25 protein-coding genes, 1 tRNA gene and 1 riboswitch are annotated in these 21,353 nt (G+C 63.5%); of the genes, 10 read left to right on the top strand and 16 right to left on the bottom strand.

Annotation, left to right across the window (positions count from 1 at the left end):
• On the bottom strand, positions 1 to 1,887 hold the full coding sequence (locus VGL01_RS05840; protein ID WP_331567904.1) for a non-ribosomal peptide synthetase: 1,887 nt from the start codon (positions 1,885 to 1,887) through the stop codon (positions 1 to 3).
• A 15-nt stretch (positions 1,888 to 1,902) separates the two neighbouring features.
• Positions 1,903 to 2,535, bottom strand: coding sequence for a LysE family transporter (locus VGL01_RS05835; protein WP_331567903.1), 633 nt, complete (start codon positions 2,533 to 2,535; stop codon positions 1,903 to 1,905).
• A 238-nt stretch (positions 2,536 to 2,773) separates the two neighbouring features.
• Between VGL01_RS05835 and VGL01_RS26130 the strand changes: the two genes are divergently transcribed.
• Together VGL01_RS26130 and VGL01_RS05830 are read left to right on the top strand one after the other, a co-directional pair.
• Positions 2,774 to 3,037 carry an SDR family oxidoreductase gene (locus VGL01_RS26130; protein WP_414720182.1) on the top strand — a complete coding sequence of 88 codons (264 nt, stop codon included), beginning with the start codon at positions 2,774 to 2,776 and terminating at the stop codon, positions 3,035 to 3,037.
• A gap of 797 nt (positions 3,038 to 3,834) precedes the next feature.
• Positions 3,835 to 4,107 (top strand): hypothetical protein, encoded by a 273-nt coding sequence (locus VGL01_RS05830; RefSeq protein WP_331567902.1) that lies wholly within the window; start codon positions 3,835 to 3,837, stop codon positions 4,105 to 4,107.
• A gap of 77 nt (positions 4,108 to 4,184) precedes the next feature.
• On the opposite strand, the gene VGL01_RS05825 is transcribed toward VGL01_RS05830, so the two are convergent.
• The 9 genes from VGL01_RS05825 to VGL01_RS05785 form a co-directional block, all read right to left on the bottom strand.
• Positions 4,185 to 4,260 (bottom strand) — tRNA-Lys (locus VGL01_RS05825).
• Positions 4,261 to 4,344: 84 nt separating this feature from the next.
• Positions 4,345 to 5,094 carry a tol-pal system protein YbgF gene (ybgF, locus tag VGL01_RS05820; protein WP_331567901.1) on the bottom strand — a complete coding sequence of 250 codons (750 nt, stop codon included), beginning with the start codon at positions 5,092 to 5,094 and terminating at the stop codon, positions 4,345 to 4,347.
• 18 nt (positions 5,095 to 5,112) lie between these two features.
• Positions 5,113 to 5,616 carry a peptidoglycan-associated lipoprotein Pal gene (pal, locus tag VGL01_RS05815; protein ID WP_331567900.1) on the bottom strand — a complete coding sequence of 168 codons (504 nt, stop codon included), beginning with the start codon at positions 5,614 to 5,616 and terminating at the stop codon, positions 5,113 to 5,115.
• Positions 5,617 to 5,635: 19 nt separating this feature from the next.
• The gene (tolB, locus tag VGL01_RS05810) at positions 5,636 to 6,928 is read right to left on the bottom strand and encodes a Tol-Pal system beta propeller repeat protein TolB (RefSeq protein WP_331567899.1); all 1,293 of its coding nucleotides are present in this window, start codon (positions 6,926 to 6,928) and stop codon (positions 5,636 to 5,638) included.
• Positions 6,929 to 7,037: 109 nt separating this feature from the next.
• Entirely contained in the window at positions 7,038 to 8,036 is a 999-nt protein-coding gene (tolA, locus tag VGL01_RS05805; protein ID WP_331567898.1) for a cell envelope integrity protein TolA, read from the bottom strand.
• Positions 8,033 to 8,482: a protein TolR gene (gene tolR, locus VGL01_RS05800; protein WP_331567897.1), complete on the bottom strand. Its 450-nt coding sequence runs from the start codon at positions 8,480 to 8,482 to the stop codon at positions 8,033 to 8,035. The genes tolA and tolR overlap by 4 nt, the downstream gene beginning before the upstream one ends.
• Before the next feature lie 10 nt (positions 8,483 to 8,492).
• A complete protein-coding gene (gene tolQ / locus VGL01_RS05795) occupies positions 8,493 to 9,170 on the bottom strand; it encodes a protein TolQ (protein WP_173256280.1) in 678 nt (225 codons plus the stop codon).
• Positions 9,171 to 9,328: 158 nt separating this feature from the next.
• Positions 9,329 to 9,799 carry a tol-pal system-associated acyl-CoA thioesterase gene (gene ybgC, locus VGL01_RS05790; protein ID WP_331567896.1) on the bottom strand — a complete coding sequence of 157 codons (471 nt, stop codon included), beginning with the start codon at positions 9,797 to 9,799 and terminating at the stop codon, positions 9,329 to 9,331.
• A 125-nt stretch (positions 9,800 to 9,924) separates the two neighbouring features.
• Positions 9,925 to 10,671 carry an SDR family NAD(P)-dependent oxidoreductase gene (locus tag VGL01_RS05785; protein ID WP_331567895.1) on the bottom strand — a complete coding sequence of 249 codons (747 nt, stop codon included), beginning with the start codon at positions 10,669 to 10,671 and terminating at the stop codon, positions 9,925 to 9,927.
• 302 nt (positions 10,672 to 10,973) lie between these two features.
• A riboswitch (ZMP/ZTP riboswitch) is annotated at positions 10,974 to 11,073 on the top strand.
• Positions 11,074 to 11,244: 171 nt separating this feature from the next.
• On the opposite strand from VGL01_RS05785, the gene glyA reads away from it, so the two are divergent.
• The 7 genes from glyA to VGL01_RS05750 all read left to right on the top strand — a co-directional run bounded on the left by glyA (position 11,245) and on the right by VGL01_RS05750 (position 16,010).
• Complete coding sequence (glyA, locus tag VGL01_RS05780) at positions 11,245 to 12,492, top strand: serine hydroxymethyltransferase (RefSeq protein WP_331567894.1); 1,248 nt, start codon at positions 11,245 to 11,247, stop codon at positions 12,490 to 12,492.
• 6 nt (positions 12,493 to 12,498) lie between these two features.
• Positions 12,499 to 12,978: a transcriptional regulator NrdR gene (gene nrdR / locus VGL01_RS05775; protein ID WP_331567893.1), complete on the top strand. Its 480-nt coding sequence runs from the start codon at positions 12,499 to 12,501 to the stop codon at positions 12,976 to 12,978.
• 161 nt (positions 12,979 to 13,139) lie between these two features.
• Entirely contained in the window at positions 13,140 to 13,727 is a 588-nt protein-coding gene (locus tag VGL01_RS05770; RefSeq protein WP_331567892.1) for a GspH/FimT family pseudopilin, read from the top strand.
• Positions 13,724 to 14,173 carry a hypothetical protein gene (locus VGL01_RS05765; protein ID WP_331567891.1) on the top strand — a complete coding sequence of 150 codons (450 nt, stop codon included), beginning with the start codon at positions 13,724 to 13,726 and terminating at the stop codon, positions 14,171 to 14,173. The genes VGL01_RS05770 and VGL01_RS05765 overlap by 4 nt, the downstream gene beginning before the upstream one ends.
• A gap of 29 nt (positions 14,174 to 14,202) precedes the next feature.
• Positions 14,203 to 15,006 (top strand): PilW family protein, encoded by an 804-nt coding sequence (locus VGL01_RS05760; protein WP_331567890.1) that lies wholly within the window; start codon positions 14,203 to 14,205, stop codon positions 15,004 to 15,006.
• Positions 15,003 to 15,545 carry a hypothetical protein gene (locus VGL01_RS05755; protein ID WP_331567889.1) on the top strand — a complete coding sequence of 181 codons (543 nt, stop codon included), beginning with the start codon at positions 15,003 to 15,005 and terminating at the stop codon, positions 15,543 to 15,545. Before VGL01_RS05760 ends, VGL01_RS05755 begins: the two co-directional genes overlap by 4 nt.
• A complete protein-coding gene (locus tag VGL01_RS05750) occupies positions 15,546 to 16,010 on the top strand; it encodes a type IV pilin protein (RefSeq protein WP_349257076.1) in 465 nt (154 codons plus the stop codon).
• A 91-nt stretch (positions 16,011 to 16,101) separates the two neighbouring features.
• Here the strand turns inward: VGL01_RS05750 and VGL01_RS05745 are convergent, their stop codons facing one another.
• From VGL01_RS05745 to VGL01_RS05725, 5 genes are all read right to left on the bottom strand, one after another.
• Positions 16,102 to 16,563, bottom strand: coding sequence for a hypothetical protein (locus VGL01_RS05745; protein ID WP_331567888.1), 462 nt, complete (start codon positions 16,561 to 16,563; stop codon positions 16,102 to 16,104).
• Positions 16,564 to 16,639: 76 nt separating this feature from the next.
• Positions 16,640 to 17,038 carry a phage holin family protein gene (locus tag VGL01_RS05740; protein ID WP_331567887.1) on the bottom strand — a complete coding sequence of 133 codons (399 nt, stop codon included), beginning with the start codon at positions 17,036 to 17,038 and terminating at the stop codon, positions 16,640 to 16,642.
• A 133-nt stretch (positions 17,039 to 17,171) separates the two neighbouring features.
• Positions 17,172 to 17,474, bottom strand: coding sequence for a DUF883 family protein (locus tag VGL01_RS05735; protein ID WP_331567886.1), 303 nt, complete (start codon positions 17,472 to 17,474; stop codon positions 17,172 to 17,174).
• Between the two features lie 229 nt (positions 17,475 to 17,703).
• Entirely contained in the window at positions 17,704 to 18,894 is a 1,191-nt protein-coding gene (locus tag VGL01_RS05730; RefSeq protein WP_331567885.1) for an acyl-CoA dehydrogenase, read from the bottom strand.
• 75 nt (positions 18,895 to 18,969) lie between these two features.
• Positions 18,970 to 19,785 carry an EAL domain-containing protein gene (locus VGL01_RS05725; RefSeq protein WP_331567884.1) on the bottom strand — a complete coding sequence of 272 codons (816 nt, stop codon included), beginning with the start codon at positions 19,783 to 19,785 and terminating at the stop codon, positions 18,970 to 18,972.
• A 180-nt stretch (positions 19,786 to 19,965) separates the two neighbouring features.
• On the opposite strand from VGL01_RS05725, the gene hmgA reads away from it, so the two are divergent.
• On the top strand, positions 19,966 to 21,309 hold the full coding sequence (gene hmgA, locus VGL01_RS05720) for a homogentisate 1,2-dioxygenase (protein ID WP_331567883.1): 1,344 nt from the start codon (positions 19,966 to 19,968) through the stop codon (positions 21,307 to 21,309).
• The last annotated feature ends 44 nt before the right edge of the window (positions 21,310 to 21,353 follow it).

Here is a 21,353-nt window from a genome sequence, read left to right as displayed (position 1 = left end):
TCAAGCCTGAGCGTCCGGGTTCTGACGCTCGCTCCAGTGAGATTGCGTTGGTCGGTGGCTGCGACGTCGCGCGTCCAGGATGCGCGTGCGCACGCCGTGCGATGCGGTGGGCGCTCGTGGCGCCGCGGCCGTACCGGAGCCCGCGTCGCCAGCCAGCATCGCGGCTTGCGAGGCGAGTGTGACGTGCTCGAAGAGCCGCACGATCGGAAGCCGAATCCGGAACGTCTCCTCGATGCGGGCGTGCAATTCGACGATCGTCAACGATGTGCCGCCCGACTCGAAGAAGTTGCGATGCGGATCGACCGAGTCGGATCGCAGCACGGCTCTCCATAGCGACTCGAGCCGCTCCGTCGCCGTCGCGCCGCCCAAGCGAAGCGACGCCGCCGTCGGCAGGGTCGCCGGAGGGCTTGCCGCGGCGAGACGGGACAACTCGGTTCTGTCGAGTTTGCCGTTGGGCAATCGGGGCAACGCGGGGAGCGTCAGGATCCGCGAGGGCACCATCGCGGCTGGCAGGAGTCGGCGAATATGCACCGACAGCGGCGCGCCGATGTCCCGCGCAGCCTCGATGACAGCCACGAGGCTACGTTGGTAGCCTGCCCCCGTCGCGCAGACAAAGACGTCGCGAACGCCCGCAAACGAGGCGATTGCGGACTTCACTTCCAGCAGTTCGATGCGCACGCCATTGATCTTGACTTGATCGTCGAGACGGCCGCGGATTTCGATTTCACCACTGGCGCTGCGCAGGCCGAGATCGCCAGTGCGATAGACGCTGCGGGTCGGGCCATCCGGTGGCTGAAAGGCCACGAACGGCGCGCGCAGGCCCGCCTCATCTAGATACCCGTGCGAACGCCAGCGCGTCTCGATGCAGATTTCGCCCACGACGCCCTCGGCGCAGGGGCGCAACTGCTCATCGAGGATATGCGTTGTCGATCCGGGAATCGGATGGCCCACGGGCTGAACGCCATCGAGCGGTTGTGAAGGCACGCGTTTGAAATGCTTTGCGAGCGTGGTTTCCGTGGGGCCGTAGAGGTTGATCACTTCGCACGATGGAAAGCGCGCTTGCCATCGCCGCGCGAGTACGCCCTCCAGCGGTTCGCCGGCAAAGAACGCCAGCCGCATCGTGGCGATGGCCGGGCGCGCGGGCGCGCTGTTGATCCAGTGATTGGCGACCGATGGTACGACGTGCATGGCGGTGATGGCGTGCGCCTCGAGAAAATCGAAGAGATCGCGCGCGCCGAGATGGCGATAGTCGGGAACGCATAAAGTTGCGCCGCTGGCTAGCGGCGTAAAGGCGTCTCGTAGCCAGACATCGAATGACAGGTTGGTCAGATGTGCGAAGCGGTCGTGCGGGCCGATGCCGAACTCGCGGCTTTGCCACTGCACGAAGTGAGACATACCCTGGTGACTGCCCAGGATCGCCTTGGGGCGCCCGGTCGATCCCGAGGTGAACGCGATGTAGGCGTGGTCGATGTCGACGGGCGCGAAGCGGGCCGGTGACGCCTGGGCCAGTTCGACTTGCGTCGTCGCGCCGCAGCGCAGCGTTGCGGCAGGCGGGACGCTGCGGAACATCAGGTGTTGGCGTTCCTCCGGCAAGCCGTCGTCCACGTTCATCAGCACGCAGCCAAGCGACCAGACGGCTAAAGCCGCCACGATGGTCTCGACGCTCCGATGACCCACGACGGCGACGACGCTGCCGGGCGCGACGATCTGAGCCAAGCGCAAGCGCATCGCTTCGATCCGTTGCGCCAGCTCGGCGTAACGGACGGCCTGCCCGAGTTCCTCGATGGCGACCCGATCGGCGTATCGTGCGCAGCTCCGGCGTACCAGTTCGTGCACCGCAGGCCCTCCTGACAGGTCGGACGTATGCTGACCGGGATCACGGTTCATGGACTGGTTCATGGCTCAGTGGACGACGCGCTGGAACGTCGCCAGCACGATCGCCGCCAGCATGAACAACGAACCGAAGGTCTTGTTCAGCATTGCGATGTGCTTCTCTGTTTTCAGATAGACGAGTGCTTTCGAGGCAAGGCCCGTATAGCCGGCCATCACCACGAGGTCGGTGAACGCGAAGGTCAGGGCGATAGCGATGTACTGCGATGTCAGCGGGGCGTTCGAGTCGATGAACTGCGGAATGACCGCCAGCATGAAGAGGTAACCCTTCGGGTTCACCGAGTTCAGTGCGATGCCTTTGCCGATGAGCTTGAGGACGCCGATCTTGGCCGTGTCGGAGCGCGAAACATGGATCGGCGCGCCCTTGGCGCGCCACTGGCCGAATCCGAGGTGAAAGAGGTAGGCTACGCCAGCCCACTTGATGATATTAAACGTTATCGGCGAGGCCTGAATCACCGCACCGAGTCCAACCACTACCGCGAAAAATACCGACCAGAGGCCGAGTACCAGACCGACGACGCCGAAGTATCCACGCTTGAATCCATAATTCAGTCCGTTGGTCATTGAAAACACGGAACCCGAACCCGGGGATAGCGAGAAGATCCAGGAGGCGAGAAAACAGGTAATCCAGGTATCGATTTTCATGGTGGCAGTTTTCGAGAAATAGGCGAGCGCTGATGCCGTCGAACGCCACATGCGTGACGAACCGTCGCGGGGGCGTGCGCGCGCGTTTCAACGCTTATGGAAAGGAGTTTCTGACGCTGGCCTCTGTTCGGATCGCAAAAGCCAGTTCGCGGACTTGTCCGAGTGGTCCGGCAACTCAGACGACAATGCTATCAATGGCGGAATGCAATGAAGCGAAAATCAAACACTTTCGTTGTCGATGAATTTTTTTAAACATGCAGCTTCGAATGGTCGATCCGCAATTTTGCGTGCTGGCCAATTCGGCTCTTTCGGGCGTTGTCGTGACGAAGGCACCCGGAGCGGGTGTCGTCGATCGGATAGGGAGGCTCACGCGGCCAGCCGGACGCCGCTGGGACGTACCGGCCGGCCTGACGATATCCGTGGCGTTGCGGTGTTTGTCGTTTCCGACGATTCGCAGGGGATGATGGGCAAGCAGCTCATGGCTGCGGGCCGACGGCGGTAGGCGGTAGGCGCGGTTTGGCCCCGGTTGAATTGGGCGCTAACGGGAGCGGGGCCTGTATGCCAACGCTGCGGTTCGTTGTTACCGCATCTGTTTGCTTCGGTGCCTACGTTTCCGTCGGGTCGGGTGTCGTCGCCTCGTCGGCCGGTGATTCCGGTGGTTTGCGCCCGAAGGCCGCGCGTAGATCTCGCGGTGCTGGCCGGCTCAGTGGCGGGCGATCTGTGCGCGGTACGGCCGTCGAGGTGGGTTCCAAACTTGGAGCCGTGGAATTGAATTGGCGCGTGTGTGCATGCTGGGCGCCCGAGGCGAACGGGCTGCGCTTGGGAAGACCGCCTACCGTGCCGGATGCTTCTGGGGCTGCAGTAGGTTCGCCTTCCTTGGCGTCGCTGGTCTGCTCCGCGTTGTCGACATTGCCGTTGTCGCTGGCGGGCGGCGGACCTCCAACCGGAGGAGTGGACATGGACATGATCGATACCCTCGCTGATGTTTCGGTAGGCGCATCGTCACATTCTTCGTGATTCCCTTACCCCGCAGCTGCGAAGCAGGGGCAGCCGCTGCGAAAACGCTGGTGGGAGGCTGCCGTGCTTACTCGCCGTCCCTGACGACAGACTGGGTCGGACTCGGAGCGCAGTCGGCGCCGTCCTCTATAATGGCGCAAATTCATAAGACAAAAGAGGGCCGCGTCATGCCAGCCAGTTGCGTTTTTGCGCTTAACGCAAGCTGCGCCAATTCCTCCTGGCGCAAGAGACGAACGTGATTCCGGGCACGAACATCAAGTACTAAGGAACGGTGGAGGTGCGATGAGGCGATTGCTGAGCGCGCTGCTGGCCGTCGTGCTAACGCTGCCGGTGTTTCTCGCTCTAACGCGAATCGATGCTATCCCCGGGTGGCTATACAGTGAACGGGGCTACGCTGTACTCGATCCGCTGTTTCGCATGTTCGGCGCGGTGGGAGTCGAGGGCCACGAGGATGTCGTTGCTGGCGTTTTGTTGGTTGCCAGCTTCGTTGTCGCCGCGTTGATCGTATGGGGAGGCTCGGTCGTGTGGCGAATCGCTCGCCGTTCGAGTCAGTAGCCGGGGCCGGACGTTTGGCGGTTGCCGATGGCTCAGATGCGGAAAGGGCCGCGCAACGCGCAGCCCTTTGATTTTCTTGGTAGGCCGTACTGGATTCGAACCAGTGACCAACGGATTAAAAGTCCGCTGCTCTACCAGCTGAGCTAACGACCCGAAAGACGAAAAATTATAGAGGGGGGAGGGAGGATCGTCAAGCTTGGGCTCGCGCCGTCTTGCCGTGCCGCCCGACCCGCCTCCTTACTTGATCTGCCCCAGCTTGGTCTGCGCCGATTGCGCGACTTCCGAGCCGGCATACTGCGACACGATCTGCTGCAACGTCTTTCGGGCCTGCGCCTTCTGACCTTGTTCCAGCTGATTGTTCGCGATTGCCAGCAACGCCTCGGGCGCGCGCGGATGCTGCGGGTAGTTCTTGACGATGTTTTGCCAGACCGCGGTCGAACCTTTGTAGTCCCGCTGCGCATAAAGCGCATTGCCGAGCCAGTACTGCGCCGTCGGCTGATAGGGGCTTTGCGGGTACTTCGCGATGAAATCGCGAAACGATGCCGCGGCCGTCTTGAAGTCGCCCGCCCGGAATTCTTGCGACGCCTTGTTGAAAGCATCCGTTTCGCCCGGCTCCACCGTGCCCTGCACACCATCGACAGTCTGCTGCTGCGGCTCGAACTTCTTGAGCCGACCGTCGAGATCGGTGTAGTAATCCTTTTGCTGCTTTTGCAGGGTGGTCAGCTGGTTGGCCATGTCCTCGTTTTGCCCGCGCAACGTCGCGACCTGCTGATTGAGCTGATCGATGCGATTGGACTGGTCGAGGAGCGCCCGCTGGGCCGCCGACAACTGGCTCGAGAGATTATCGGTCTTGCTGCGCAAGTCGAGAATCGCCTGACGAGCCTGGTCGTCGTCGAATATGCCGGCGTGAGCAGGCAGCGCGACAAGCGCCGAGGCAGCCATGCCGACGGCTGCGACGCCGCGCAGCCAGGAAAAACGGTGCTTCATATACGTCGCCTGTTACGGTTATTGATAGAGGATGTCCGCGCGGCGGTTTTGCGCCCACGACGCCTCGTCATGACCGCTAGCCAAGGGCTTTTCCTTGCCCAGGCTCACGGCTTCCATTTGCGAATCGGGCACGCCGAGCGTGCGCAGCGCGCTGCGCACGGCTTCGGCACGCTTTTGACCCAGCGCGAGGTTGTATTCGCTCGTGCCGCGCTCGTCAGTGTTGCCCTGAATCAGAATGTGGCGGTCCGGGTGGCTCTTCATGTATTGCGCATGGGCCTGCAGCAGCGATTGATATTCGTCCTTGACCGAATAGCTGTCGAAGTCGAAGTACACGCTACGTTTGGCGAGCGGGCTGTTCGGATTGTTGAGCTCGTCGACGGTGACGGGCGCCACTGCGTTCGGATTCGGCTGTTGACCGACCGTGCCATTGGCTCCCTTGTCATTGAGCTTCACACCCGAATGGCAGGCTGCCAACGCGCCCACGAGCAACGCTGCAAACACCATACGAAGTTTCGACATCATTTCTTACTCTCCTTGTGTGTCATTGCATAAACGGACCCCAGGACGGCTCGCGTACGCTGCCGCCCGGAACGGACAGGATTTGCCGCGTCCGACCGTCCGTCGAAACTGCGGCCAGCACGCCACGGCCGTTCACCTGAGTGGCGTAAAGGATGTACTGACCGTTCGCCGCGAAGCTCGGCGATTCGTCATGTGTCGTATCGGTAAGCGCCGTTGCCACGCCGCTTTGCAAATCCTGCACGTAGAGCTTGAATGCACCGCCGACGCGCGAAATATACGCGAGTTGCTTGCCGTCCGGACTCACACGCGGGCTTGTGTTGTAACTACCCGTAAAAGTCACGCGCTGCGCCGCGCCCGCTTGCTCGCCTTGCGCGGGCATCCGGTAGATCTGCGGCTGGCCGCCTCGGTCGCTCGTGAAGTAGATCCATTGCCCATCGGGCGAGTAGGCCGGTTCGGTATCGATCGAGCCGCTCTGCGAAAGGCGCCGCAAGCCGCTGCCGTCCGCGTTGACTGCGAAGATCTGCGTGTTGCCGGTTCGCGAGAGCGCGACCGCCAGCGTGCGGCCGTCCGGCGACCACGCGGGCGCACTGTTGTTGCCCTTCTGGTCCGAGATGATGACGCGCCTGCCCGTCGGCAAATCGTGGACATACACGATCGGCTTGCGCTTTTCGAACGATACGTAGGCCACCTTCGTGCCGTCAGGCGACCACGCCGGCGAGATGATCGGTTCAGGGCTCGACAGCGCGACATGCACGTCTTGACCGTCGGAATCCGAGACCTGCAACAAGTAGCGGTTGCCGCTCTTGACGACATAGGAAAGCCGCGTCGCAAAGACGCCGCGCGTGCCGAGCAGCTTCTGATAGATGTAATCGGCGATCTTGTGCGCAGTCATGCGCAGACCGCTTTCCGGGGTGGTCAGCGACAGGCCGCCGAGGTTTTGCTGCTTGGCCGTGTCGTACAGCTTGAAACGCACTTCATACGTGCCGTTCGCGGCGCGCGTCACGCTGCCCGCGACGAACGCATCGGCGCCTTTTGCCTTCCAACCGCCAAGATCGACCGAATCGGTCTCGGAGACGGGGGCGCTGCCCGCATCGATATTCGTGAACTTGCCGCTGCGTTTCAGATCCTCGCGCACGATCGCGCTGATCTGCTGCGGTGCGCTGGTTTCATTCGCGAAATTCGCCGTTGCGATCGGAAGTTGCGCCGAACCGGTGCCCGTCACGACGACGGTCAGCTCCGCGTTCGCGGCACCACATGCAGCGATCAGGCACGACGCCACCCATGTCTTCAAGCCTAGCTTCGTCATCAAACTCATGCGAGAAATCCCAAAAAACAAGTTGTCACAACTGCAAAGAGACCGTCGAGTGCATCTTTCGTTCCCGCTTCCGGTCCATCGCACCGACTTTGCCACCCCGCGGCGTTCGTTATTGCGGTGGCCTTACCTTGATGGAAAAGCTCGCCGGCGCCTGCCCATTGGTATCGAGCGGCATTGGATCGGACTCCCGTACCGCACGCAGTGCGGCGTCGTCGAATGCCGGGTTGCCGCTGCTGTGCTGGATCGTTGCCGACAGCAGGGTGCCCGTCGGCGCGCAACGCACGGCGATCAGCGTTTCGAGCGAGTTGTCCGGCGGCCAATGAACGTTCGGCGCCACGCGCCTGCGCACTTTGTCCGCGTATCCGGGCGAGGCGGCCGTGCCGCCCGAGCCCGTTCCGGTGCCGCCCTTGGCGAGCCCGTTGCCGCTCGAGCTTTCACCGGCGAGGCCTTGCAACTGCGCGAGCCGCGCGCGGCGCTCCTGGTCGAGCTGCTGTTTTTGTTTCGCCTGCTGCTGCGCCAGGGCCTTGGCCTTCGCCGCTTTCTCGGCCTCCGCCTTCTTTTGCGCGTCGAGCTGCTGCTGCTTGAGTTCCTCTTCCTTCTGTTGCTTTTGTTGCTCCTGCTTTTGCTGCTCGGCCAATTGCTGCTGGCGAAGCTTCTCCGCCTGCTGCTTTTTGAGTTTGTCGGCCGCGGCCTTTTGCGCGGCCAGCTCGGCCTGCTGCTGGAGCTCGCGCTGCCGTTTCGCCTGTGCCTCTTGCTCGGCGAGTTGCCGCTGACGTTCCTGCTGCTCGAGCAACGCCGCTCGCGCGGCGGCTTCCTGCTGCTGGCGTTTTTTCTGCTGCAGCGCGATGTCGGCCTGCTCGTCCGGGACCGGCGGAGCAGGCGGCGCTACACGCACGGGCGGGGCCGGCGGGGGCGGCGTCTGCTGCTGCGGAATATCGGTCCACAACTCGGCTTCAGCCCCCGCAGGCGTGCTGTTTTGCCAATGAATGCCGTGATAGAGGAACAACCCGAGCAACACGTGCATCAAGAGCGCGAGCGTGAATGCGCGCGTCGTCCCGCGTTCGCGGGGCGGTTGCGGGGGGAAAGAATCCGACTTGCCGGGTTTCATTGCGATTTAACGAGCAGCCCAACGCGCTTGACGCCGCGCGCCTTCAAATCCGACATGACCTGCATCACGGCTTCGTACTTGACCGTCTTGTCAGCGGCAATGACCACCGGCTGATCGGGGTGCGAGGTTTCGCGCTCGGTCACGAAGCCGGTCAGCTCCGCACGGGTCATCTGTTCCTGTTGCGTCGCGCCCGCGTCGTCCTTGTAACGAACGCTCATCTTGCCGTCCGCGCCGATATTCACCACGACGGGCGGTGTTTGTTGTTGCGGTGCGGCACCGCCCACCGTGGGCAGATTGACGATCGACGGTGCGACGAGCGGCGCCGTGACCATGAAGATCACGAGCAGCACGAGCATCACGTCGATGTAAGGGACGACGTTGATGTCAGACATCGCGCGGCGGGAGCGGCTGCCGCGCATGGACGAACGATTGGTCGAGCCGGCCATCGCGTGCTCCTTAATGCGCCTGGCGCTGCAAGATATTCGAGAATTCTTCGATGAACGTTTCGAAGCGGATCGCGAGGCGATCGATGTCGTGCGCGTAACGGTTGTATGCCACCACGGCCGGGATAGCGGCGAAAAGGCCGATCGCCGTCGCCGTCAGCGCCTCGGCGATCCCCGGCGCGACGTTTGCGAGCGTTGCCTGTTGCACGTTCGCGAGACCGCGGAAGGCGTTCATGATCCCCCATACGGTACCGAACAAGCCGATATATGGGCTCACCGAGCCGACCGATGCCAAGAACGCGAGATTGGCTTCGAGTGCGTCCATTTCACGCTGAAACGCTGCGCGCATGGCACGCCTCGCGCCATCCAGGATTGCGCCGGGATCGTTCAGGCGCTTTTCCTTGCCTTTCAAGAATTCACGCATGCCCGATTCGAAAATTCTCTCGAGCGCGCCGATCGTATGGCGGTTGTTTGCCGCGCTCTGATAGAGCGCTTGCAGATCGCCGCCCGACCAGAAGTCGCGTTCGAACTGTTCAGTTTGCGCGCGGGCGCGCCGAATGGCAAACCACTTGCGGAAGATAAACGTCCAGGACATCAGGGACAGCAGCAGCAAGAGCCCCATGACGGCCTGCGCGAGGACGCTCGCGTTGAGGACAAGAGAAATAATCGACAGATCTTGTGCGTTGTTCATAGATATTTTGCTTTTGCATCCGAAGGGCGGCCGTCACGGGCGGTAAGCCGCCGAAGCGGTCCCAGTCGGCAACCTGAAAGCTCGGCGGCACGCGCAGCCGGGCTCCAATGGGTAACGATGCGGACAATACAAGGCCACTGACGAACTCTCAACGGTGTTCATGCATCGGCCGTTGACATTCCGGCGTGCACGACGCCGGGGCCTCGCCGCAGCGCGGCGAGCACGTCGGGTGGAATGGGCGCGGGTTTGAACGTGGCGCGCTCGACGCAGGCGACGCGAATCTCGCCGGTGGCAAGCAGGCGATCGTCGCACCACGCGTGTTGCACGAAATCGACACTCGCGCGACCAAGCCGCTCGATGTGGCTCTCGATCGTCAGCAGATCGTCCAGACGCGCGGGCGCTCGATAGTCGAGCGCCGTGCCGCGTACGACGAAGACGATCCCGATCTCCCGGTCGAGGCGGCCTTGTTCGATGCCGCACGCGCGGAGCCATTCGGTTCTCGCGCGCTCGAAGAACTTAAGGTAGTTCGCGTAAAAGACGATGCCGCCCGCATCCGTATCTTCGTAATACACGCGCAGCGGCCATAAAAAGCCGCGGCCCGTTGCTGGGCGACTGCTAGGCATATTCATGGGCGCATTTTACCGGAACCCGTACGACCATCTCGAAATTACATGTCGAGCGCGGGACGCAGGGCACCGGATACGGTCGTCCGGCCATGCCTACGCGCTCGGAGCGCGGGCGTTGCCGAGCGGTTTCAGCCACGATGGATCGACAAGCCCGCGAACGATTGCGCCACCGGCATCAGCTCGATCGTATTGACGTTCATGTGGGCGGGCAGCGTGGCGATCCAGTAGATCGAATCGGCGATGTCTTGCGGCGAAAGCGGCGTTACACCGCGGTAGAGGCCGGCTGCCTTGGTGTCGTCTCCCTTGAAACGCACGTTCGAAAACTCCGTGCCGCCGCAGAGCCCCGGCTCCACGCAGGTGACGCGTACGGCCGTACCCGAGAGGTCGGCGCGCAGATTCAGGCTGAACTGATGCACGAAAGCCTTCGTTGCCCCGTAGACGTTGCCGCCCGAATACGGGTAGCTGCCCGCCGTCGAGCCGAGGTTGAATATATGGCCGCGATTGCGCTCGACCATTCCTGGCAGCAGAGCATGCGTGACGGCGGCGAGGCCGGTGCAGTTCGTCTCGATCATCCGGGACCAATCGTCGAGATCGGCCCGCTGTGCGGGTTCCAGTCCAAGGGCGAGCCCCGCATTGTTGACGAGCACGTCCACGGACGCGAACGCCTCGGGCAGCCGCCCCGGCAACGCTTGTACGGCGGCGCGGTCGCACACGTCGAGCTCGAGCGGCAAAAGTGCCGGTCCAAGCTCCTCGGCGAGCGCCTCCAGGCGATCGAGGCGGCGAGCGGTGGCGATCACGCGGTGGCCGCCATTGACGAAACTGCGAGCGATGGCGGCGCCGAAGCCGGCGGATGCGCCCGTGACTAAAACGATCATTGCTGCTCCTGGCTGGTCGAACCCGGCAGGCCTCATGGCCTTGCCGGCATAAGCAAGAACTACCGAAGGCGAAAAACGGAACGGGCCGATGATACCCGCCGTATCCCGGTCGCGGTATGAAGGCTTCCAATTCTTTCGAAATGCTTTCGGTGGAGTGGCGGGCGCGCGCCGAGGGCTCCGGGTACCTTTCGCGGGCGGGTTGGCGCGGTAAGCGGTACGCGCAAGCCCGCCGCGATGCGGCCGTGCTGGCACTGTGGCCGGCCAATTGCCTATTGGTTGCGCTGCCAGTACACTAACGCGCTCAGCCCTTGCGTAACTGGCGATAACACCCTCCGGGGTCAAGGTGGAGCGACCCACCGTGAAGCGCAAGGTGCCGTTTTGCCGTTCGCCTGGGCAGCCGAAAACCGCGCGCGTTCGCTTGCGCAGCGGCGGTTGCCCCGCGGGTGCAACGGAGCTTCGACCATTCGAATTTTCCGCCACGCCAGTGCCGGCCCCTCCGCCATCCAGTGCAAGCGTACGTTCGTATGCATTCCGCGCATTTCGGCCAACCTGTAAACCTTCAACGGAATCCGTATGTTTGACAGAGCCCAAAGCACCATTGCCGCCATCGATCCCGAGATCTGGCAAGCGATCGAACAGGAAAACCGCCGTCAGGAAGAACACATCGAACTGATCGCATCGGAAAACTACACGAGCCCGGCCGTGATGGCCGCCCAGGGCTCGCAGCTCACCAACAAATACGCCGAGGGCTATCCGGGCAAGCGCTATTACGGTGGCTGCGAATACGTCGACATCGTCGAGCGGCTGGCCATCGAGCGCGTGAAGGCGATCTTCGGCGCCGAGGCCGCGAACGTGCAGCCGAACTCCGGCTCGCAGGCGAATCAGGGTGTCTTTTTCGCGATGCTCAAGCCGGGCGATACGATCATGGGCATGAGCCTCGCCGAAGGCGGTCACCTGACGCATGGCTCGCCGGTCAACATGTCCGGCAAATGGTTCAATGTGGTCAGCTACGGCTTGAACGAGGCGGAAGACATCGACTACGACGCCGCGGCCAAGCTTGCCGAGGAGCACAAGCCGAAGCTGATCGTTGCGGGCGCATCGGCGTTCGCGCTGAAGATCGACTTCGAGCGCCTCGCGAAGATCGCGAAATCGGTCGGCGCGTATTTGATGGTGGATATGGCGCACTATGCGGGGCTCATCGCCGCCGGTGTGTATCCCAATCCGGTTCCCCATGCCGATTTCGTCACGACGACGACCCACAAGAGCCTGCGCGGCCCGCGCGGCGGCGTGATCCTGATGAAGGCCGAATACGAGAAGCAGATCAATTCGGCCATCTTCCCCGGCATTCAGGGCGGCCCCCTCATGCATGTGATCGCCGCGAAGGCTGTCGCATTCAAGGAGGCGCTCTCGCCAGAGTTCAAGGCCTACCAGCAGCGCGTGGTCGATAATGCGCGCGTGCTGGCCGAGACGCTCGTCAAGCGCGGCTTGCGCATCGTGTCGGGCCGTACGGAAAGCCACGTGATGCTGGTCGACCTGCGCGCGAAGAACATCACCGGCAAGGCGGCCGAAGCCGCGCTGGGCGCGGCGCATATCACCGTCAACAAGAACGCGATTCCGAACGATCCGGAAAAGCCGTTCGTCACGAGCGGGATCCGCCTCGGTTCGCCCGCCATGACGACGCGTGGCTTCGGTGCGCAAGAAGCGGAGCAAGTGGGGAATCTGATTGCCGACGTGCTCGAGAACCCGGAAGACGCGGGGACGATCGAGCGCGTGCGCGCGCAGGTTGCCGAACTCACCAAGCGCTTCCCGGTTTATCGCTGAGCCACCATGCGCTGCCCCTTTTGCCGGCACGAGGATACCCAGGTCGTCGATTCGCGCGTATCCGAGGACGGCGCCGCGATTCGGCGCCGCCGCCGGTGTCCGGCCTGCGACAAGCGTTTCACGACGTACGAGCGAGTCGAGCTCATGTTGCCGGCGGTGGTGAAAAAGAATGGCAGCCGCACCGAATTCGATCGCCGCAAGATCGTCGCGAGCATGCAACTGGCGCTTAGAAAGCGCCCCGTTGCGGCGGACGCGATCGACGCGGCGGTTGCCCGCATCGAGTATCAATTGCTGGGCAGCGGCGAACGCGAAGTGCGCAGCGAGCGCCTTGGCGAGCTCGTGATGAACGAGCTGCGTCAGCTCGATACCATCGCTTACGTTCGCTTTGCATCGGTCTACCGGCGCTTCGAGGATGTATCCGAATTCGAGGACGTCATCGAAGAGTTTCGTCGCGCCGCTCCCGCCAAACCGTCGCGCAAGCGTTGATCGGTCTCGTCGTTTCATCGTTTTCCTTCCCTTGCATATTGACGTGACGCGCCATTGTCGGCGCGTCGATACCTGCTCGCCACTCGGCCGAACGGACGATGGTGCTGTACGTGTACGTCCGCTAGATTGATCGAATCGAACAACGGACAACGGAGCTGGGAATGCGGTTCGGTGCAAGCGGGACAGGCATTGAGCGCCGACGTGCGCGGCACGCGCGCGGGTTCACATTCGTCGAAACGCTGATCGTCTGCGCCGTGATGCTGTTGCTCGCGACGCTGGCGATACCGTCGTTTGCCACCTGGCAGCAACGCCAGCGCGTCGAAGCGAGCATGCGCATGCTGCTGGCGAGCATGTCGTACGCGCGCAGCGAAGCGGTTCGTATCGGTTTGCCGGTCGTGATTTGCCGCACTGATGGTGATGGACGATGCGTCCATAACGGCGGATATGACTTCGGCCGGGACCGTGTCCCCGTCGATTGGGCGACGGGTTGGGTCGTCGCGCTTGAAACCGGTTACGGACAGCGGGTATTGCGCACGCATGTTCCGGCGCCCGGCGTGCGGATCCGCGGCGCCGCGCATGCGATCCGGTTTCGCCCGCCAGCCGGGCAGGTGATCGGCGGGTTTCGCAGCTTCGAGATCGCGCCGACAGGCGCTCGTCATGGTACGTCTGCGCAAGCCGCGAGGCGCTGCGTTTCGATCGCTGCCGGCGGCAGGGCGAGGGTGAGCGCCGAGTGCGGGCGGCACGCATGAATGCCTCGCCGCGAATCCCGGGCAGGCAAACTGGAGGCTCGCTGCTTGAAGTTGCGATCGCACTGGGCATCGCCGCGTTGTCTCTTGTTGGCACGATCTCGAGCCAGCTCGTGGCCGTGCGTACCGAAAAGAGTTCGGCGCAGCGCGAGGTGGCATCGCTGATTGCGGCTTCTGCCGCCGATGCGCTGCGCGAACGATCCGCGGCGGCGGGTGGGATGGAGTACTGGCGTGCCCAGGCCATGCAGGCATTGCCGCGTGGAGACATCGTCGTACGCGATGCAGGTAGCGGTGCCGCATTCGTCGCGGTGCGCTGGGCGAGTTCGCATGCGGGTGGGCACGCGCTTGGGCGAGCGCGCCCGACACGTTTCGATGGATGTCCGCCGGAGTTCGCCGCCCCCGAGCTTTCTTGCAGCGTAGCGCCTCTGTTTCTGGGGGCGACGCCATGAGGCCGGGCGCTTCGCGCGGGGCGAAATCGATGAGGCGCGGCTCAGTGGGAGGGCGCAGCCGCGGGCATACGCTCATCGAGTTGATGGTTGCAACGGCATTGGGGCTCTTCGTCGTGGCGATGATCGCATCGCTCTACCATACGGTGCGTCAGTTTTATGCCGCGTCTGCCGATACGGCGCTGATGCGCGAGGCCGGTATGACATCCCTGTTGCTGATGAGCGAGCAGATCCAGATGGCGGGGTTTGTGCCGCCAGGGTTGCCGGCGCTGTCGGGAGATATCGCGCCGGGACTATTCGGCTGTACGTCGGGACATCCGGTCGAAACGGCGGGCGGGCTTCGTTGCGAGCGCGATGCGAGCGGCTCCGACGGCATCGTTATCCGCTATGTCGACGATGCCGTGGCGACGTGGCCCACCGAGGCGGGGCAAACGACGGATTGCCTGGGGCAGGGTATCGGGCGAGCCGGAGAGCCGGTCGTCGTCTCCAATCGCTTTTTCGTGGGGACATCGCGGGATGGCGGCACCCCCGAGCTTTATTGCGAAGGCAACGGCGGTCTTGCCCGGCAACCGGCTGTTGCGGGTGTCGAACGGCTGGCTTTCAGGTATTGGATACGCGGGGCCGCCCGAGCCGTTCGTGCCGACGCCGTCGCGCCAAACGATTGGCAGCATGTCACTGCCGTGGATATCTGTGTGCGTGTCCGCGGGAGGCGGACGGCCGCACGCGGTCAGCCTGTCGATTGCGACCCGATGGCGACGCGCTATTTCGACGGCCTCGCTCGGCAGGTATTCCGGCGCCGCGTTGCGATACGGAATCATGAGCAGGCGGGCCGATGAGCAATGCGTCGGCATACGGTCTGGTGCCACGGACCCATCGAGCCTGCCGTCTTGCCGGGCACGCATCCGGGGCGGCGTTGCCGGTTGCGCTCATGCTGACGTCGATGGTATCGGCGGCGGCCATCGCCTCGTTCGACGCGACCATCATGGGTGTGCGGCGCGCATCGAACTTCGAGGATGCGCTGCATAGCATGCAGGCGGCCAATGTCGCGCTCGAGCTTTGCCTCCGGGAGCACGAGGCCGGCCGCGCGCCGCTGCTGCTGCCGAGCCGCGCGGAGGCGATGCGTTGGCAAGAGCGCGATCCGTTCGCCGATGCCGCTGCATTTTCGCCGCTACCGAACTGGCCCGGTGGTCGCAGGCCGCCTCAGTGTCTGATCGAAGGGCTGCGCATTGCGGAGCGGCCGCACGCGCGGGGATATGTCGTCACGGCGAGAGGCTTTGGCGCAAGCGTGGATGCGCAAGCGTGGGCACAGGTCTTCGTGGTTCGCGAAGCGGGTAAGGAATCGCGCCACTGGCGCCGCATCGTGAGGAGACGGTAATTGAACGCCAGGGACGCTACGCGCACGCCGGCTCGCTGGGCCGCGGCATTCTCTCTGATGGAGTTGGTGGTGGCGCTGGCGATCGTCGCTGCGTTGGCCGCTTACGCGCTGCCGAGTTACCGCGAGCATGTGGCGCGCGCCCATCGCGCCGATGCTGCGATGGCGCTCTACCGCGCGGCGCAGTATCTGGAAGCGGGCACGGACGCGCATGCGGGCGGGGCGGTCGTCTTGCCGGCTGGACTCGACCAGGCGCCGCCTGTCGGCGCGCCGGTCTATCGGCTCCATGTGGTCGATGGCGACCGCGCGAGCGGATACTACGCGCTGGAGGCGCGGCCTGTCGATGCCGGCCCGATGGCCGGCGATGCATGCGGGACATTCATTCTGGATGTGCTCGGCGAGCGTATGAACCGGAGAGCTGGCTCGCGCGGCACCATGGACCCCGGCTGCTGGCTGGCCCGCCGGTAGCGGCAACCGCGGACATGAGCCGCGGAAATCGAACCGGCTCGGCTCAGCTCGCGGAGATAAGAGCGCTCAGCGGCGCACCGCTGCAAGCGCGTTACGGCGCATCGCCGGTCTGCGTGGCCGACCGCGCGTGCTCGCGGTGAATCGCTTGCGCGAGAAAGCGATACCCCGCCCATGCGGCCGCGCCGAGCGATCCCCACTTGATGAGCGGCTTGGTGCCGGCGGCCAGCGTCGCGCGCAGCGGCTTGGCCAGTATCAACGACGCGAGCGAGCTCACCAGCGGGTGGCCGGTGAACCAATCGGTCAGCGAGGCGTTGATGCTCTTGCCGCCCGCCCTGGACCGATGGCTGGAAAAGCCCGGGACGAACAGCTTCAGCCAGCCGAAGCTCGACAGACTGTGATGAAGCTCCATACGCGCGTGCACGAACTCGGAACGCTCGACCTCGGCGCGCAACAGCAGCAACTCCTTGCGGACCGTGCGCAATTGCGGAGAACTCAGGTCCTTGACGGGACCGTGCGCGCGGGCACGTGCGTGATGCTCGTTAGTCTGGCTCATGGCGGGCAGTGAATCTCGGTTCGATTGGGGCGCTCAACGGTAATCAACGGTAATCAACGGCAAGGATCACCCAAAACTAAGGCTGACGGAACATCTCGCGGTCTTTCTCGAACTCGTTGAGCGTCGCTTGAAAAACGATCGGCGCGTCGTGCAAACCGCTGCGTGCCTTGAGCGCGCACAAAAGCGCGCCGATTCCATAGACGCCGGTAATGCCTGCAAGAACCTGCCATCGATAGGTGTCCCAGAATGCCACGGCAATCAGGGCTGTCAGGCTGATGAGCGCCATCATCGCGAACATGACGGCGATGAGGCCGAGAAACAGTACGGCCAGAATGCGCTCGCGCTCTTCCGCGAGCTCGATGCCGATGAGCTCGAGCCGCGTTTGCAACAGCGCGTAGAGCGAACTCAGCATCCGTCGCAGCGGTCCGTGCTGGTTGGCGGATGAATGCGGCGATGGGTTGTCGTCGTTTGGCATGAAGTTCGGACGGATTAGCGCATAACCCCGCGCGGGCAGACGGCGCCAGCAATTTGCCGTACAGGCTCACGGCCGACCGGGCCAGCTCGGCGGCAGCCTGACGGGCACCGGCGCGCCGGCCGGCGCACCCGGATTACTTGCGGTTGATGAGAAGGCCGAGCACCATGCCGATCCCCGCTGCAACGCCGATAGCCGTCCACGGGTGTTCATGCACGTAGTCGTCCGTTGCGCGCGCAGCCTTTTTGCCTTTTTCCACGACGACGACCTGGACGTCGGCCGCTTTTTCCTTGGCTTGCTTGAGCCGGGAGAGCGCGGTTTCGCGCAATTCCGAGGCGCGTTCGCCTGTGGCATTCGCGGCTTGCTTCAAGAGGTCCTCGGCATCCGCGAGGACGGTTCTGATATCGGACATCAATCTCTCCTTGTTAACTTCAGCCATTCGAATCCCCTAGTTTCCATCCACGCGTGCATCGTACCAAAGATAGGACAGCCGGCGGGCATATGCCACACCCGATGCACATGCAGAATCCATTCCCGGCCCGATTCGCATAACCGATGCGCCTCACCGGACGGCTTTATCGCAGACTGCGCGCGGCTTGAAGAAGTTTCGTCGGCGCGACGCCGAATTTACACAGGCACCGGCCGATATACGGCCGGGTGCCACGCGCTCAGAAGAATGCTTGAATGCCTGTTTGGGCGCGTCCGAGGATGAGCGCGTGGATGTCGTGTGTGCCTTCGTAGGTATTGACGACTTCGAGATTGACGAGATGGCGCGCAACGCCGAATTCGTCCGAGATGCCGTTGCCGCCGAGCATATCGCGCGCTAGACGGGCAATGTCCAATGCCTTGCCGCAGGAGTTGCGCTTCATGATCGACGTGATTTCGGACGCCGCGATGCCTTCATCCTTCATGCGGCCGAGGCGCAGCACGCCTTGCAAGCCGAGCGTGATTTCGGTTTGCATGTCGGCGAGCTTCTTTTGCACGAGCTGATTGGCCGCGAGCGGGCGGCCGAACTGCTTGCGTTCGAGCACGTACTGACGCGCCGTATGCCAGCATGATTCCGCCGCCCCGAGCGCGCCCCAGGCAATGCCGTAGCGCGCGGAATTCAAGCAGGTAAACGGTCCGCGCAAGCCGCTTACATCGGGCAGCATGTTCTCGCGCGGCACCAGGACATCGTCGAGTACGATTTCGCCGGTGATCGATGCGCGCAGTCCGACCTTGCCGTGGATGGCCGGCGCACTGAGGCCTTTCATGCCTTTTTCGAGGATGAAGCCGCGGATGGTGTCCTTGCCGTCTTCGTCGAGCTTGGCCCACACGACGAACACATCGGCGATCGGCGAATTGGTGATCCACATCTTGGCGCCGGTCAGCACATAGCCGTCTTCGACCTTGCGTGCGCGCGTGACCATGCTGCCCGGATCGGAGCCGTGATCGGGTTCCGTGAGCCCGAAGCAGCCAATCCATTCGCCGGTGGCGAGTTTCGGCAGATAGCGGGCCTTCTGCGCATCGGAGCCGAACTCGTAGATCGGCACCATCACGAGCGACGACTGCACCGACATCATCGAGCGGTAGCCCGAGTCGACCCGCTCGACTTCACGTGCGATCAGGCCGTAGCTGACGAAATTGAGCCCCGGCCCGCCGTACTCGTCCGGAATGGTCGGACCGAGCAGACCGATGGCGCCCATTTCGCGGAAGACCTCGATATCGGTGCGCTCGTGACGAAACGCTTCGGTGACGCGCGGCAGCAGTTTGTCTTGCGCATAGGCGTGCGCCGCGTCGCGCACCATGCGTTCCTCTTGGGTCAACTGCTCGTTGAGCAGCAGCGGATCGTCCCAGTGAAACCGGGCAGGCTCGGCCATCGTGATCTCCTTTCAGGTCTGTTGTCGCGAAAGCATCGCACCGCCGCGCGAAGCGCTGGAGCGGGATGCCCCGCGTTAGCGGATCCGCGCGTGCGGCTCGAACAGCGGCCCTTGCACGAAGCGCGCACCGAACTGCTGGAGCGCATCGAATTGCGCTTCCGTCGCCACCCGATCGAAAATCAGCGGAATGTGCAGTCGGTTGGCGTACGCGATGAGCGGCTTGGTCATGGCATCTCTCAAGACAGCTGCACCGTCGATCTTCAGAAAGTCGAGCCGCGCCATGTCCGATACCGACATGATGTGTCCGGCATTCGGCAGATTACCCGCCACTTTGAACCCGAAGCGCTGGTAACTCTTCGTGAGATAGCCGAGAAACGTGCGATGGGCGACCGCGATACCGGGCAGTTCGATCACGATACGCGCGGGGTTGAGGCCGAGCGAGACGAGCACCGTGGAAAAGTGCTGGCCGTGATCGTACTTGACGCTCTTGAGCAGACGCTCGTGCACGCGCAGAAAAAGCAGCCCGTGCTGTTGCGAGCCGAAAAAGTTGATTGCATGCAGCGTGCGCGCGAGGCGATCGCGCGCGACGAGTTCCTGGTCGTCCTCGACGCGTTCGCAAGGATCGAACGGCGTGCCGCCGGGCGCGAGCGTCAGTGCCTGAAAGCCCAGCTCGTCGCCGAAGCGGTCTGCGCTGTCGGGCGCGGACCAGAGCGTTTGTATGCCGTTCATGCTCACGTCGAAGATGGGCTGATAGCCGCTTTCGAGGCGCAAGCCGTCCAGGTGCGCATAGGCAAAGCCCGGCGGCGTGTCGCCGCCGGACGACAAGTGCTCGCGCAAGAAAGGATGAGCGGCGGCGTGTTCGAGGAGCGCGGGAATGGTCGGGGGGATCATGGGCAGGCGTGGGAGGGGCGCTGTGTCGATGGTAGCAGCACCCTGGCCGGCAGCATCGGTACTTCGTCGTTACTTATATCGATATTGTCCGGTAGTGCTCCATCAGGGTTTACGTTGAATCAACAATGAGTAATTGGTTTTACCATGCGTAAATCCAGAAGCACCACGGAGATAGGATTCATGCACCCAGCCTCCAGCCACAGCGGACCTGACGGCTATCAGTCGGGTTTTGCCAACGAGTTCGCCACCGAAGCGCTACCCGGCGCGCTGCCCGTCGGCCGTAATTCCCCGCAGCGCGCACCGTACGGCCTGTACGCCGAGCAACTGTCGGGGACCGCATTCACGGCACCGCGCGCGCATAACCGCCGCTCGTGGCTTTACCGAATCCGCCCGGCGGCGGTCCACCAGCCTTTCGAGCGCATGCCGGCGGACGATGCTGGCGGGCCATCGCCGCGACTCGTCGCGAACTTTGCTCAAGTTCCGCCGACTCCGCCGAACCAGCTCCGATGGGACCCGCTGCCGCTGCCCGATACGCCGACCGATTTCGTCGAAGGGCTCGTTACGATGGCCGGCAACGGCAGTGCCGCGGCGATGTCGGGTTGTGCGATCCATCTCTATGCGGCCAATCGCTCGATGCATGACCGCTTCTTCTATAGCGCGGACGGCGAACTGCTGATCGTGCCGCAAGCAGGGCGGCTGGCGATCGCCACGGAGATGGGACGGATCGACGTCGAACCGTCGGAGATCGCCGTCATTCCGCGCGGCGTGCGATTTTCGGTGGCGCTGCCGGACGCAAGCGCGCGCGGTTACGTCTGCGAGAATTTCGGTGCACTGTTGCGCCTGCCCGATCTCGGACCGATCGGCTCGAACGGGCTCGCGAATCCGCGCGACTTCCTGACGCCGCAGGCCGCATACGAAGACCGGGAGGGCGCCTTCGAGCTGGTGGCAAAGCTCGACGGCTTGCTCTGGCGCGCCGATATCGGACACTCGCCGCTCGACGTCGTGGCGTGGCACGGCAATTACGCGCCTTATAAGTACGATTTGCGCCGCTTCAACGCGATCGGCTCGATCGGCTTCGATCATCCCGATCCGTCGATCTTCCTCGTGCTGCAATCCCCAAGCGACACGCCGGGTGTCGATTCGCTCGACTTCGTGATTTTCCCGCCGCGTTGGCTCGTGGGCGAAGATACCTTCCGACCGCCCTGGTTTCATCGCAATGTCGCCAGCGAGTTCATGGGGCTGGTCCACGGCGTCTACGATGCAAAAGAGGAGGGCTTCATGCCGGGCGGTGCGAGCCTGCACAACTGCATGGCCGGACACGGCCCCGATGCGGCCACGTTCGAAAAGGCGTCGACGATGGATACGACCAAGCCGCAAAAGGTAGCCGACACGCTCGCTTTCATGTTCGAGACGCGCACGTTGTTGCGGCCGACGCGTTTTGCGCTCGAAAGCGCTCAGTTGCAGGCGCGCTACTTCGAGTGTTGGCAGGGGCTGCGCAAATGCTTCGACGCTGCCCGCCGCTGACGATCGTTCGAGGAAGACATCGGATCGGCTTCCAGACGCCCGGG

This window comes from Trinickia sp., assembly GCF_036503415.1.
GTDB lineage: Bacteria > Pseudomonadota > Gammaproteobacteria > Burkholderiales > Burkholderiaceae > Trinickia.
Note: the sequence above shows the minus strand (reverse complement) of the source record. Positions and strands in the feature narration are given on the sequence as shown.